Source organism: Ramlibacter sp. P4_H7 (assembly GCF_056400765.1).
Map to the genome: position 1 here is coordinate 193,102 of NZ_JBFUKP010000002.1, position 13,696 is coordinate 206,797.

Genomic DNA, 13,696 nt, shown 5'->3' on the forward strand with positions numbered 1-13,696 from the left:
GCCGTGGCCCTGACGCTGGAAGACATCGGCGAACTGTTCGCCCTGCGCGGCGGCGAGCAGTACGCGGGCGAGCCGGTCACCCAGCTGGAGCACGCGCTGCAGAGCGCCGCGCTGGCGGAATCCGAGGACGCCGACGACGAGCTCGTGACGGCAGCCCTGCTGCACGACCTGGGCCACCTGCTGCACGACCTGGGCGCCACGCCCACGCTGCGCGGCATGGACGACGTGCACCAGTACCGCGCGATTCCTTTCCTGCGCGGGCTGTTCGGCGAGAACGTGCTGGGCGCCATCGCGGGGCATGTGGACGCGAAGCGCTATCTGTGCGCCACGCGGACCGGCTACGAAGCGGCGCTGTCGGACGACTCGAAGCGATCGCTGGCGCTGCAAGGCGGCGTGTTCGACGCCACCGCCGCGCAGGCCTTCCTGGCGAAGCCCGGCGCCGAGCGCGCCGTGCGCCTGCGCATCTGGGATGACCTGGCCAAGGTGCCGGGGCGGGCGACGCCGCCGCTGGCGCACTTCCTCGCGCGCGCCCGCCGCTGCGCCCTGCGCGCGCCATGATCCTGACCTGGCCCGTGGTGGCAGCGGTGCTGTTCGGCGCCCTGCTGCACGCGAGCTGGAACGCGATGGTCAAGTCCAGCAGCGACAAGGCGCTGGACACCGCACTGATCCACCTCACGGGCTCGGTGATCGCCGTGCCGCTGCTGCTGGCCGTGGGCCTGCCCGACGCGCGCGCCTGGCCCTTCATCCTGGCGTCGCTGGTCATCCACATCGGCTACTACATCGCGCTCACCGGCGCCTACAAGCACGGCGACCTCGGCCTCACCTACCCGTTGATGCGGGGCACAGCGCCGCTGCTGGTGGCGCTGTCGGCCACGCTGACGGTCGGCGAGTCGCTGTCGCCCACCGCGTGGGCCGGGGTGCTGGGCGTGAGCTGCGGGGTGCTGGCGCTGGGACTCTCGCGCCACGCGATGGATTCGCCGCGCGCGGTGGCCTTCGCGCTCACCAACGCGGTGGTGATCGCGGTCTACACGGTGGTCGACGCTCTCGGTGCGCGCGCCTCGGGCAACGCGCTGCAGTACGTGGCGGCGCTGTTCGTACTGGACGGCTGGCCCTTCGCTCTGATGGTGCTGCGCCGGCGCGGCGTGGCGCTCGCGTGGTCCTACGCCAGGAAGCGGACGCCGCTCGCCGTCGTCGGCGCCGCGGCCTCGCTCGGGTCCTATGGCATCGCCTTGTGGGCCATGACCCGGGCGCCGGTCGCCACCGTCGCGGCGCTGCGCGAGACCTCGGTGCTGTTCGCCGTGCTGATCGGCAGCTGGCTGCTGAAGGAAGCCTTCACGCTCCGCCGTGCCGTCGGCACGGCCGCCATCGTGGCCGGCGTCATGGCCCTTCGCCTGGGGTGAACCATGGCCTTGCCCACGCATGCGCAGATCGTGATCGTCGGCGGCGGCATCGCCGGCTGCTCCACCGCCTACCACCTGGCGAAGCTGGGGAAGACCGATGTCCTGCTGCTGGAGCAGGGCAAGCTCACCAGCGGCACCACCTGGCATGCCGCCGGGCTGGTCGGCCAGATGCGACCGAACCGCACGATGACGGCCATGAGCAAGTACGGCATCGAGCTGTACGCGACGCTGGAGGCGGAGACCGGGCTGGCCACCGGCTGGAAGCAGTGCGGCAGCATCAATGTCGCGAAGACGCCGGAGCGCATGAAGGTGCTGCGTAAGCAGCTCGCGCTGGCGCGCAGCTTCGGCGTCGAATGCCACGAAATTTCTCCCACGGAGGCGGGCGAGCGGGCCCCGGTGCTGCGCACCGACGACCTGCAAGGCGCGCTCTGGCTGCCGGGAGATGGCAAGGCAAACCCCGCTGACCTGTGCATGTCGCTGGCCAAGGGCGCGCGCCAGCGTGGCGTCAAGATCGTGGAAGGCGTGGAGGTCACCGGCGTGGGCACGACCCGCGGCCGCGTCGCCGGCGTGCGCACGGCGCAGGGCGAGATCACCTGCGACGTCGTCATCAACTGCGCCGGCCAGTGGGCGCGCCAGTTCGGCAAGCTGGCCGGCGTCAACGTCCCGCTTTATCCGGCGGAACACTTCTACGTGGTCACCGGACGGATCCCCGGCGTCGAACCCATGATGCCGGTGCTGCGCGACCCGGACGGCTTCATCTACTACAAGGAGGAAGTCGGGGGCCTGGTGATGGGGGGCTTCGAGCCGCAAGCCAAGCCGTGGACGGTGGATCCCATTCCGTCGTCCTTCCAGTTCCAGCTGCTCGACGAGGACTGGGACCAGTTCGAGATCCTGATGCGCAATGCGATCCATCGCACGCCGTGCCTGGAAACGGCGGAGATCAAGATGCTGCTGAACGGGCCGGAGAGCTTCACGCCCGACGGCAATTTCATCCTGGGCGAAGCCCCGGAGCTGCGCAACTACTTCGTGTGCGCCGGCTTCAATTCCGCCGGCATCGCCAACAGCGGCGGTGCCGGCCGGCTGATCGCCCAATGGGTCGCCGACGGCGAGCCGGGCACCGATGTCTGGGACGTGGACCTGCGCCGCTTCGCCGGCTTCACCGGCAACCGCAAGGCGCTGGCAGAGCGCACCGGCGAGACGCTGGGCCTGCATTACGCGATGCGCTGGCCGCGGCAGGAACTGGAAACGGCGCGGCCGCTGCGCACCTCGCCGCTGTACGAACTGCTGCAGGCGAAGGGCGCAGAGTTCGGCAGCAAGAACGGCTGGGAGCGGGTCAACTACTTCCGTGCGCCGGGCGCGCCACGGCCTGCGCACACGCTGGGCACCCCGGGCTGGCTGCCCTGGATGCTCGAGGAGCAGCGTGCCACCCGCGAGCGCGTCGCCCTGTACGACCAGACCTCCTTCGGCAAGCTGCTGCTGCAAGGGCGCGGCGCGCTGGCGCTGCTGCAGCGTCTGTGCGCGAACGACGTGGACGTGCCGGTGGACCGCATGGTCTACACCCCCATGCTGAACGCCCGCGGCGGCATCGAGACCGACCTGACAATCACGCGCGAGGCAGCGGACCGTTTCCTGCTGGTCACGGGCTCGGCCCAGCCCACGCGCGATGCCGACTGGATCCGCCGCCACGTCGCCGATGAGGAGCAGGTGGTGCTCACCGACGTGTCGGCGATGTACAGCGTGCTGTCGCTCATGGGCCCGCAGGCGCGCTCCCTGCTGGCGCGCGTCAGCCCCGACGACCTGTCCTCCGAGAACCTGCGCTTCTCCTGGACGCGCCAGATCGACCTGGGGCATGCCCGCGTGCGCGCCGCCCGCATGAGTTACGTCGGCGGCCCGGGCTTCGAGCTTTATGTGCCGGTGGAAATGGCGCGGCACGTCTATCTCGCGCTGCAAGAGGCCGGCAGCGACCTGGGGCTGCGCGACGCGGGCTACTACGCGCTGGACGCACTGCGCATCGAGCAGGGCCGGCGCGCCTGGGGCGCCGAGCTCGGGCCGGACGAATCGCCCTGGGAAGCCGGCCTGCAGTTCAGCGTCAAGCTGGACAAGCCCGGCGGCTTCCTCGGGCGCGATGCCCTGCTCGCCGCGCAGGGCCAGCCCTTGCGCAAGAAGCTGGTGAGCGTTGTGCTGGCCGACGGGCAGGCGTATGCCTGGGGCGGCGAGACCATCGTGCGGGGCGGCGATCCCGTGGGCGAACTCGCTTCGGTCGGCTTCAGCCCGCTGGCGGACGCCTGTGTCGGCCTCGGCTACGTGCGCGGGCCGGCGGCCAACCTCCCCCACGACGGCACGCCAGCGCACATCCTGCTTTGGGGCGAATCGGTCCCGGTCCAGCTGCACGACCGGTGGCCGCCGCGGTGAGCGCAGCCCCGTAGGACGCGGCGCCGGGTCGGCGTGAGAACGACCTGACGCAGCGCAAGCCCGACGCAACCGCTGGGTTGGCCACATTGCAGGCGCCGGGGGAGCTGCGTAGGATGGTCTTCCCTTGTGTTGCAGGAGGGCTTTTCGTGGCTACCCATCGCGACATCGCCTCGCGCCGCACCCTGGCCCTCGTGGGCCCGAGTGCCGCGGGCAAGACCAGCCTGGCCGAAGCCTTGCTGTGGAAGGCCGGGGCGGTGGGCGCACCCGGCAGCGTAGAAAAGGGCAGCACCGTGTCGGACTACGACCCGCTGGAAAAGCGCGGCCTGCGGTCCCTGAACACGACGCTGCTGCACTTCGAACACCGCGGCATCACCAGCCATCTCATCGACACCCCCGGCGCCCCGGACTTCCTCGGCCAGTCGCTGCCCGCGCTGGAAGCGGTGGAGACCGCCGCGGTGGTGATCAACGCCGGCGCCGGCATCGAGCCGATGGCGGTGCGCATGATGGAGTGGGCGCGGCAACGCGAGCGCGACCGCATCATCATCGTCAACAAGATCGACGCCCAGGGCGTGGACCTGCAGGCGCTGGTCGGGCAGATCCAGGCCGCCTTCGGCCGGGAATGCCTGCCCCTGAACCTGCCGTCGCAGCGGGGCGAGCGGGTGCTGGACTGCTTCTGGAAGATGACGGACGACGGCCCGCCGCCGGACTTCTCGTCGGTGGAGCAGGCCCACCGGGCGCTGGTCGAGCAGGTGGTGGAAGTCGATGCCGCCTTCGTCGAGCGCTACCTCAATGACGGCGACGTCGATCCGGCGGAGCTGCACGCGCCCCTGGAGCAGGCGCTGCGCGAAGGCCACCTGGTGCCGATCTGCTTCGTCTCCGCGCGCACGGGCGCCGGTGTGCCCGAGCTGCTCGACGTGATCGAGCGGCTGCTGCCGGACCCGACCGAGAGCAACCCGCCGGCCTTCCTGGAAGGCGAGGGCGACGCCGCGCAGCCGATCGCGGCGGAGGTCGATCCCGACAAGCACGTGCTCGCCCACGTGTTCAAGATCACCCAGGACCCCTACGTCGGCAAGATGGGCGTGATGCGCGTGCACCAGGGCACGATCACGCGCGACAGCCAGCTCTACGTGGGAGACGGCCGGCGCCCTTTCAAGGTAGGCCACCTCTTCATGCTGCAGGGCAAGGAGCTGAAGGAGGTGGCGAAGGCGGTTCCGGGCGACCTGTGCGCGATCGCGAAGGTGGAGGAACTCCATTACGACGCCGTGCTGCACGACGCGGCAGAGGACGCGAACATCCACCTGGAGCCGCTGCAGTTCCCCGTGCCGGTGCACGGCCTCGCGATCTCGCCCAAGCGGCGCGGTGACGAGCAGCGCCTGCACGACATTCTGCTCAAGGTGGTGAGCGAGGATCCGTGCCTGCGCGTGGAGCACGTGGCCAGCACCAACGAGACCGTGGTCTACGGCCTGGGCGAGTTGCACCTGCGCACGCTGCTCGATCGCCTGACCGAGGTGCACAACTGCCAGGTGGAGACCCGTCCGCCGCGCATCGCCTACCGCGAGACCGTCACCGCGCCGGCCGAGGGCCATCACCGGCACAAGAAGCAGACCGGCGGCGCCGGCCAGTTCGGCGAGGTCTTCCTGCGGATCGAGCCGCTGCCGCGCGGCACCGGCTTCCAGTTCGTCGACGAGGTCAAGGGCGGCGCCATTCCGCACAACTTCATGCCCGCCGTGGAGAAGGGCGTGCTGCAGGCGATGGAAGAAGGCGTGATCGCCGGCTACCCGGTGGTGGACCTCAAGTGCGTGGTCTACGACGGCAAGCACCACACGGTGGACAGCAAGGAGATCGCCTTCATTTCCGCCGGCAAGAAGGCGCTGATCACCGCGGTGCAGTCGGCCCGGCCCTGCCTGCTGGAGCCGATCGTGGACGTGGAGATCTCCGCGCCCGAGGCCTACATGGGCGACATCACCGGCGACCTCGCGGCGCGGCGCGGCCACGTGGGCGGCACCCGGTCCGACAGCAGCGGATCGCTGACGGTGCTGGCCAAGGCGCCGCTGTCCGAACTGGCGAGCTACCAGTCCCGGCTGAATTCGCTGACGGGCGGACAGGGCCGCTACACCATCGCCTTCAGCCACTACGAGCAGGTGCCCCCCACCGTGCAGGCGCAGCTGGCCTCGCAATACAAGCTCAAGGACGAAGGCTAGCCCGGCCGAACCGGAAACGACAAGGCGGCCGAAAGGCCGCCTTGCCATTGAAGAGGTGATGGCGCGCGCGATCAGTCCCGCTGGCCGCGTCCCCGTCCCTCGCCGCCGCCGCCTTCGCGGTGGCCGCGGCCTTCGCCCCGGCCTTCCGGGCCGCGCGGGCCTTGCGGCTGTTGCTGTTGCTGGTGCTGCTGTTGCGGCTGCTGGCGCACCACTTCCTGCACGGACTGCGGAGGCACCCGCTGCAAGCCCTGCACCTCGCGCGGCTGTTCGCGCTGCCGTTGCCAGCCCTCGCGGCGGGCCTGTTCCTGCTGCTGGCGCTGCACCTGTTCCTGTTGCCGCTGGAACTGCTGCTGTTGCTGGCGCTGGGCCTGCTCCTGCTGGCGCTGCGCTTGTTCCTGCTGGCGCTGCTGCTGCTGTTGCTGGCGCTGGGCCTGCTGCTGTTGCCGCTGTGCTTGTTCCTGTTGTTGCTGGACCTGCTGTTGCTGCCGCTGGAACTGCTGCTGTTGCTGCCGCTGGATCTGCTGTTGCTCGCGCTGCGCTTGTTCCTGCTGCTGCCGGCCTTCGCGCTGGGTCCGCTGGTCCTGTTGCTGGCGGATCGCCTGCTCCTGCTGCTGCCGGCGCTGCCACGCTTCCTGCTGGAAGCGCTGGTCCTGCACCTGGCGCTGCTGGAAGGCCTCGCGCTGGACGCGCGGATCCTGCGGATGCCGCGGCTGTTCCTGCTGCCGCACCTGGTCGCGCGCGTTGCGGTCGGCGTCGTGCTGCAGGCGGTCCTGTTCACGCTGCGCGCGGAACTGTTCCTGCACCGCCGGGGCCTGCGCGCGGCCGGACCAGAAGCGTTGCGGCACACCGCCTGGGAGCATCGATGCCGGCGGCTGGCTCTGCAGGCGCGGGCCATTGGTGGATTCGCGCGGTTGCCGCGTCTGCGGCGCACCCGGCACCACGCCGACCTGCACCCGGCCGATCATCTGCGGCGACAGGGCTTGCCAATGGCGGTACACCGGCCGCCCACGGCGGAAATCGTCCTCGCTCACCGCGGTCGCGGCGAACGGCCGCTGGCGCCAGACGTGGTGGTCGTAGCTGCGCGGATAGTTGCTGAGGTTGATGCTGTAGTTGACGAAGCTCACGTAGCGCGGGCTCGTGCGGTAGGCCGGCCACCAGGCCTCCCCGGGGGCCAGCGGGTACCAGCCGACGCCCGGGCCGGAACCGACGCTGAAGCTGAACTGCGCGCCGCTGCCCATGAACACCACCAGGGCGGGGGCATAGGCGGGTCGCGCCACCATGCGGCCCGGCACCCAGGCCCAGCGCTGCCCGATCATCGTCCAGCGGCCGTAGTGGAAGGGCGCGAAGCCCCAGGGCGCGTCGTCGATCCAGGTCCAGCCCCAGGGCGAGATCCAGTCCCAGTGGCCGTAGCGGTAGGGCGCCCAGTCGGCGACCGCGACACGGGGATACCAGACTGCGCCATAGCCGGGGTCCTGGCTCCAGGTTCCGTAGGGATCCAGCTGCGCATAGCCGACCACGCCGCGCGGCACGTGACGGGCGGCCAGGGACTGGTCTTCCGTGCGGTTGCGCTCGGCGGCCCAGGCGTCGAAGGCTTGCGGGCGCCATTCCGGTCCCTGCACCTGCGCCAGGTACCGGCCGGCGAAGATCGCCTGCTGGCCCGCGCCCATCTGGATCGACTGGCCGCCCTCGCCGAAGATCGCGGCCAGGCCGCTATGCACCACCACCCGGGTCTGCTGCGTGCCGGGGTCGACGTCGATGCGGTAGTCGCCGGGCTGCAGCGCGCGGAACGCGACGTTGGGGGTGCCGATCTCGAAATTCTCGCCCTGCAGCAGTTCGCGCACGCGGGCATTGACGGCGCCTTGCTGCAGGATGAACTGCGCGGCGCGGTCGTCGAGGTCCGACAGGCCCAGGTGGCTCTGGCCGTCGAGGTGCAGCGTGGCGGAGCCCAGCTGCAGTTCGGCCCGGGCGTCCTGGTCGCTCCAGATGCGGTCGCCGCTGGTGAGCGGCCGGTTGGCGGGCAGTTCGATCCAGTCCTGCTCACCCTGGGGCGCGAACACCACGCTGCCCTGGCGGAACGACAGCGTCGCGACCCGCCCGGGCGGATCGCCCTCCTGCGCGGAAGCGGCAGCCGCCAGCCAGAACGCGAACAAGGCGCCCAGCCAGGGCAGGGCACGCCAGCAGCGGGATCGGACAGGGGTCATGGCAGGCTCCGGCAGGTCGGGTATGAGGCTTCAACGCGCGAGGTTGGTCCCCCGCGGTTAAGGCTTCGTAAATTGAGCAACCTGCGAAGTCCGCGGAGCATGCCCGCGTGACTAATTAACGGCCAGCCGACCGGCGGTCAGCCGCGGAAGATGGCCTCGAGGTCCGCCTCGCCGCTGCTGTGATCGAGCTGCAGGCTGCCTTCGATGTGGTCCAGGTGGTCCAGCATGATCTTCTCGGCCCGGGCGCGATCGCGCTTGGCCACTGCGTCGATGATCATCTGGTGTTCGTCGTCCCGGCAGCTTTGCGCCGTGGGGGCGTCGTACAGGAAGATCGTCAGGCAGGTCAGCATGCAAAGCTCGCGCATGCTGCGCGCCAGCGCCGAATTGCCCGCCAGTTCCGCCAGCAGCGTGTGGAACTCGCCCGACAGGCGGATCACCGCCCGCTTGTCGCCGCGGCGGCGCGCATCGGCTTCCAGCTCCACGTGCTGGCGCAGGCGCTGCGTCTTCTCCGCAGACAGCGTGTCCACCAGGCGGCGCAGCACCGCCGGTTCGATCAGCCGGCGCGCCTCGAACACGTCGCGCGCCTGCTCGGTGGTCGGCTTGGCCACGTAGGCGCCGCGCTGCGGGAACAGTTCGACGATCTGCTCGTGCGCCAGCCGGGCGAGCACCTCGCGAATGCGGGCGCGGCTGACGCCGAAGATCTCGGCCATGCGCTCCTCGCCGAGCTTGGTGCCCGGATGCAGGCGGTGCTCGAGGATCGCGATGTAGATGCGCTCGTAGATCTCGTCGACGGATTTTTCGCGCTCGGCGCGGGCCGGCGTGGTGCGCGCGGTGGCGGGCATGGATCGGGTGCGGGATGCGGGGTGGGCGTGGCCGGCGATTCTATCGGCGAGCTTGCCGTCGGTCGTGCTCAGGTCCATTGGAACAGCTCCCCCCAGCCGGTGATCGCGGCCGGCGAGCCGCCCGCCGCGCGCACCATGCCCCACACCGTGGTGCTCACCGTGTCGAGCAACGGGATGCCGTGCGTGCGTTCGATGGCGGGCGCCAGCGGCGCGGCATGCAGGTTGGTGCAGAAGGTGGTGATCGCCTGCGGCTTCGCGCGCGCGACGTCGTCCATCAGCTCGCGCAGGGTGTGCGGCGTCACGCCGGCGAAGTCGTGGTTGACGCGGATGCCCAGGTGGCGCTCCGCGACCACCTCGATGCCGATCGCGCGGTAATTGGTGACGATGCGCTCCTGCACGTCGGGCGTGTAGGGCGAGACCAGTGCCAGCCGCTGCACCTTCTTCAGGGCCAGCAGCTCGTTCAACGCCAGCACGGCCGTGGTGGCGCGGATGCCGGTGCGCTCGCGGATGCGCTCCACCAGCTGCAGGTCGCGGTCGAAACCGAGCCAGCCCGCGGCGGTGCCGCTCCAGCCGATCACGTCGACCTTGGCGTCCGCCAGCAGCTCGGCCGCCGCCAGGATCTTGCTGTCGTCGAACTGGCCCAGCGCCGCCGCGTCCAGTGCGATCTCGGTCACGCGAAACCGAGAGAAGTGGGCACTGGCATTCGGAAGTGCAGCCACCAGGGCGCTGGTCAGCGGTTCGAGTGCGGTGTTGGAGGAGGGGGTCAGCACCCCCAGGCGCAAGGGTCGGGTCACGGTCGGTCTCCTGCGGCGGCAGCGCCGCGATGGTCGCAGTATGGACCAAGGCCCGGATGCGATTCCACGCATTTTGGTCGAAATTGTCGACATTGGTGTAAACACCGACGGCGACGGAAGGTCCTGTCGTCCATAGTTCGCCCACTCCGGCATGCCCTCCGAAATCTGGCGGCAATGGCCCGGAAGTTGCAGTTCCTCCGTAGCCAAATATGATCCAACTGAGCTTCGCACCAGAATCCGCACCCGACTCGTTGTCGACAATCTTGTCTGCACTTTTCTGGGATGTTGGCCGCACCGGCCTGGGGCAATCGGGAGTCCGCCATGGCTGACGCGCTCGACCTGGTGATCCGCAACGCCCGCGTCGCGACCGCCAGCGACACCTTCGCCTGCGACATCGGCATCCGCGGCGGCCGCATCGCCCTGCTGGGCGAGGGCCTGCCCGCCGGCCGGAGCGAGATCGACGCGGCCGGCCGCACCGTCACCCCTGGCGGCGTCGATGCCCACTGCCACCTGGACCAGCCGATGGAAGGCCCGGTCAAGATGGCCGACGACTTCCTCACGGGCACCCGCTCCGCGGCCTGCGGCGGCACCACCACCGTCATTCCCTTTGCCGCGCAGATGAAGGGGCAATCGCTGGAGGCGGCCGTCGTGGACTACCACGGCCGGGCGGAAGGCAAGGCCTGCATCGACTACGCCTTCCACCTGATCGTCAGCGACCCGACGCCCACCGTGCTGGCCCAGGAGCTGCCCAGGCTGATCGGCCAGGGCTACACGTCGTTCAAGGTCTACATGACCTACGACGACCTGAAGCTGGACGATGCGCAGATCCTCGACGTGCTCGACGTCGCCCGCACCCATGGCGCGCTGGCCATGATCCACGCCGAGAACGCCGACTGCATCGAGTGGCTGACCAAGCGACTGGAAGCGGCCGGCCGCACCGCACCGCGCTGGCACGCGCACGCGCGGCCGATGCTGGTGGAGCGCGAGGCCACGCACCGTGCGATCGCGCTGTCCGAACTGGTGGACGTGCCGATCCTGATCGTGCACGTGTCCGGCCGTGAAGCCATCGAGCAGATCCGCTGGGCGCGCGCCCATGGCCTGTCGGTGTTCGCCGAAACCTGCCCGCAGTACCTGTTCCTCACCGCCGAGGACCTGGGCATCGACGACAGCTACCAGGGCGCCCGCTGCGTGTGCAGCCCGCCGCCGCGCGACAAGGCCAACCAGGAAGTCATCTGGGACGGCCTCGGCGACGGGCTGTTCACCGTGTTCTCCTCGGACCACGCGCCCTTCCGCTACGAGGACCCGCAGGGCAAGAAGCCCGGCGGCCAGGAAGTGCCTTTCCGCCACATCCCCAACGGCATCCCGGGGCTGGAGACGCGGCTGCCGCTGCTCTATTCCGAAGGCGTGCTGGCCGGCCGCATCACGCTGCAGAAGTTCGTCGAGCTCACGTCCACCAACCCCGCCAAGGCCTATGGCCTGCATCCGCGCAAGGGCACCATCGCCGTCGGCAGCGACGCCGACCTGGTCGTGTGGGACGAGCGGGACTTGCAGATTGCCAACGGCCAGCTGCACCATGCCGTCGACTACACGCCTTACGAAGGCATGCGGCTGAAGGCCTGGCCGGGCCTCACGCTGTCGCGCGGCGAAGTGGTCTGGGACGGCAAGAATTTCACCGGCGCCGCCGGCCGCGGCAGGTTCCTGCCCTGCGGCACGCCGACCCTGATGCCCCGGAGGACCTGATGCGCCTGCTGCTCGTCAACCCCAACATCAGCGACAGCGTCTCCGACCTGATCCGCGCGGAGGCGCAGCGCAGCGCCTCGCCCGGCACCGAGATCGAAGTGCTGACCGCTCCCTTCGGAGTGGCCTACATCGAGACCCGCTTCGAATCGCTGGTCGGTGCCTACGCCACCGCGCAGGTGGCGGCGGAACACGTCGATCGCTTCGACGCCGTGGTCGTCGCCGCCTTCGGCGACCCGGGCCTCATGGGCCTGCGCGAAGTGCTACCCGTGCCGGTGACCGGCATGACCGAAGCGGCCCTGGCCAGCGCGCACCTGCTGGGCCATCGCATTTCCATCATCGCCATCTCGCAGCGGATCCAGGCCTGGTACCGCGAGGTGGTGGACAGCTACGGCTTCGGCAGCCGGCTGGCGAGCATCCGCGCGCTGGACCGGCCGATCAGCGCCATCGGCGGGGTGCAGGAAGAACACGCGCAGGCGCTCAAGGCGCTGGCGGAACGTGCGGTCGCCGAGGACGGCGCCGAAGTGATCATCCTCGCCGGCGCGCCGCTCGCCGGCCTGGCCCGCTCGCTGCACGGGCAGCTGCCCGTGCCGGTGGTGGATGGCGTCTCCAGCGCCGTGCGCCACGCCGAGACCCTGGTCGCACTGAAGCCCGGCCGCGCGCAGGCCGGCAGCTTCGCGCGGCCTCCCGCCAAGCCCAACAAGGGCCTCCCTCCCGCGATCGCCGCTCTGCTCGCGTCCGGCAACCGCTGAACCCCATGAACTCCGGAGACATCGCCGTGAAGAACCCACCCGCCGTGCACATCGACGTGCCACTTGCCGACACCACCGCGCCGACCAAGGTGCGCTGGAAGATTTTCCTGATGATGCTGTTCCTTATCTCGATCAACTACATCGACCGCGCCTCGCTGTCGGTGGCGATGCCGATGATCGCCAAGGAGTTCGACATCGGCCCGGCCACGCAGGGCCTGCTGCTGTCCTCCTTCTTCTGGACCTACGCCTTCATGCAGATCCCGGGCGGCATGCTGGCCGACCGCTTCGGCCCGCGTGGGGTGATCGCCGGCGCCACCATCGGCTGGGGCTTCTTCCAGGCGATCGCCGCCGTCTGCACCGGCTGGGTCAGCCTGCTGGTCACGCGACTGGGGCTGGGCGCGGCAGAAGCGCCGATCTACCCGGCCGGCGGCAAGCTCAACGGCATCTGGATGACGCAGAACGAACGCGGCCGCGGTGCCACGCTGCTCGACGGCGGCGCTCCCCTGGGCGCGGCGCTCGGCGCCATCCTGATCTCCGCGCTGATCGCGACCCTGGGTTCCTGGCGCATGGCCTTCGTGATCGCCGGCGTCGGCACCGTCATCGCCGGCTGGTTCGCCTGGCGCTACATCCGCAACCACCCGCGCCAGCACCCTGACGTCAACGAAGCCGAGGCCCGCTACATCGAGGCCGCCCACGCCGAGGACGCCGCCAATGCACCGGCCAATGCCAGCGGCCGCGCGCTCGACTTCTTCCGCTACCGCTCGGTGTGGGGCATGTTCTTCGGGTGGATGTGCTTCAACGCGCTGTTCTACGGCCTGCTCACCTGGATGCCCAACTACCTGTCGAAGGTGCACGGCTTCGACATCAAGCAGATGGGCGGCGCGGTCTTCATCATGTTCTTCTCCGGCTTCGTCGGCGAGATGCTCGGCGGCTGGATCGCGGACAAGTGGCGCGCGGCCGGCGCCTCGCAGGCCAAGGTGCTGCGCACGCTGTTCGGCGTCGCCTCCGTCATCGCCACCATCGCCATCTACAGCGTCGCGCAGATCAAGGACCCGGTCAGCGTCGTGGTGCTGCTGTCGGTCACGCTGTTCTTCCTGCGCTGGTGCGGCCTGTTCTGGTGCGTGCCCTCCATCCTGGGCACCAAGGACCGCGTCGGCTTCCTGGGCGGCACCATGAACCTGGGCGGCAACTGCGCCGGCATCGGCGTGCCGATCATCGTCGGCCTGATCGTGCAGGCCACCGGCTCCTACGACCTGGCGCTGATGCTGTTCGCCGCCGCCGGCGCGGGCCTGTTCGTCTGCTCCACGCTGCTGATCGACTACAGCAAGAAGCTGCCGGTCTGACCGTTTCCTTCCAC

The 13,696-nt window shown here is 70.0% G+C and carries 10 protein-coding genes; 7 read left to right on the plus strand and 3 right to left on the minus strand.

Going from position 1 to position 13,696, the window contains the following annotated elements; translation table 11 throughout:
- Nucleotides 1-3 precede the first annotated feature (3 nt).
- The 4 genes from AC1DSA_RS04115 (at nucleotide 4) to fusA (ending at nucleotide 6,013) form a co-directional block, all read left to right on the plus strand.
- Nucleotides 4-558 carry a phosphonate degradation HD-domain oxygenase gene (locus AC1DSA_RS04115; protein WP_477886333.1) on the plus strand — a complete coding sequence of 185 codons (555 nt, stop codon included), beginning with the start codon at nucleotides 4-6 and terminating at the stop codon, nucleotides 556-558.
- Nucleotides 555-1,400 carry an EamA family transporter gene (locus AC1DSA_RS04120; RefSeq protein WP_477886335.1) on the plus strand — a complete coding sequence of 282 codons (846 nt, stop codon included), beginning with the start codon at nucleotides 555-557 and terminating at the stop codon, nucleotides 1,398-1,400. The genes AC1DSA_RS04115 and AC1DSA_RS04120 overlap by 4 nt, the downstream gene beginning before the upstream one ends.
- 3 nt (nucleotides 1,401-1,403) lie before the next feature.
- Complete coding sequence (locus AC1DSA_RS04125) at nucleotides 1,404-3,812, plus strand: GcvT family protein (RefSeq protein ID WP_477886336.1); 2,409 nt, start codon at nucleotides 1,404-1,406, stop codon at nucleotides 3,810-3,812.
- A 146-nt stretch (nucleotides 3,813-3,958) separates the two neighbouring features.
- Nucleotides 3,959-6,013: an elongation factor G gene (fusA, locus tag AC1DSA_RS04130; protein ID WP_477886339.1), complete on the plus strand. Its 2,055-nt coding sequence runs from the start codon at nucleotides 3,959-3,961 to the stop codon at nucleotides 6,011-6,013.
- A 71-nt stretch (nucleotides 6,014-6,084) separates the two neighbouring features.
- Here the strand turns inward: fusA and AC1DSA_RS04135 are convergent, their stop codons facing one another.
- The 3 genes from AC1DSA_RS04135 to AC1DSA_RS04145 all read right to left on the minus strand — a co-directional run bounded on the left by AC1DSA_RS04135 (nucleotide 6,085) and on the right by AC1DSA_RS04145 (nucleotide 9,850).
- Nucleotides 6,085-8,214 (minus strand): DUF6600 domain-containing protein, encoded by a 2,130-nt coding sequence (locus AC1DSA_RS04135; RefSeq protein ID WP_477886341.1) that lies wholly within the window; start codon nucleotides 8,212-8,214, stop codon nucleotides 6,085-6,087.
- A gap of 137 nt (nucleotides 8,215-8,351) precedes the next feature.
- Nucleotides 8,352-9,056: a GntR family transcriptional regulator gene (locus AC1DSA_RS04140; protein ID WP_477886751.1), complete on the minus strand. Its 705-nt coding sequence runs from the start codon at nucleotides 9,054-9,056 to the stop codon at nucleotides 8,352-8,354.
- 68 nt (nucleotides 9,057-9,124) lie between these two features.
- Entirely contained in the window at nucleotides 9,125-9,850 is a 726-nt protein-coding gene (locus AC1DSA_RS04145) for a maleate cis-trans isomerase family protein (RefSeq protein WP_477886343.1), read from the minus strand.
- A gap of 321 nt (nucleotides 9,851-10,171) precedes the next feature.
- On the opposite strand from AC1DSA_RS04145, the gene hydA reads away from it, so the two are divergent.
- Genes hydA through AC1DSA_RS04160 form a run of 3 tightly spaced genes read left to right on the plus strand, consistent with a single transcriptional unit; the run spans nucleotide 10,172 to nucleotide 13,682 of the window.
- Nucleotides 10,172-11,590, plus strand: coding sequence for a dihydropyrimidinase (hydA, locus tag AC1DSA_RS04150; RefSeq protein WP_477886345.1), 1,419 nt, complete (start codon nucleotides 10,172-10,174; stop codon nucleotides 11,588-11,590).
- A complete protein-coding gene (locus AC1DSA_RS04155; protein WP_477886348.1) occupies nucleotides 11,590-12,339 on the plus strand; it encodes an aspartate/glutamate racemase family protein in 750 nt (249 codons plus the stop codon). The genes hydA and AC1DSA_RS04155 overlap by 1 nt, the downstream gene beginning before the upstream one ends.
- A gap of 26 nt (nucleotides 12,340-12,365) precedes the next feature.
- Nucleotides 12,366-13,682 (plus strand): MFS transporter, encoded by a 1,317-nt coding sequence (locus AC1DSA_RS04160; protein ID WP_477886350.1) that lies wholly within the window; start codon nucleotides 12,366-12,368, stop codon nucleotides 13,680-13,682.
- The last annotated feature ends 14 nt before the right edge of the window (nucleotides 13,683-13,696 follow it).

What these genes read in the sequence shown, in the direction of transcription:
- AC1DSA_RS04120 (WP_477886335.1), top strand. Translation starts at nt 555, where the DNA reads ATGATCCTGACCTGGCCCGTGGTGGCAGCGGTGCTGTTCGGCGCCCTG.
- AC1DSA_RS04125 (WP_477886336.1), top strand. Translation starts at nt 1,404, where the DNA reads ATGGCCTTGCCCACGCATGCGCAGATCGTGATCGTCGGCGGCGGCATC.
- AC1DSA_RS04135 (WP_477886341.1), bottom strand. Translation starts at nt 8,214, where the DNA reads ATGACCCCTGTCCGATCCCGCTGCTGGCGTGCCCTGCCCTGGCTGGGC.
- AC1DSA_RS04140 (WP_477886751.1), bottom strand. Translation starts at nt 9,056, where the DNA reads ATGCCCGCCACCGCGCGCACCACGCCGGCCCGCGCCGAGCGCGAAAAA.
- hydA (WP_477886345.1), top strand. Translation starts at nt 10,172, where the DNA reads ATGGCTGACGCGCTCGACCTGGTGATCCGCAACGCCCGCGTCGCGACC.
- AC1DSA_RS04155 (WP_477886348.1), top strand. Translation starts at nt 11,590, where the DNA reads ATGCGCCTGCTGCTCGTCAACCCCAACATCAGCGACAGCGTCTCCGAC.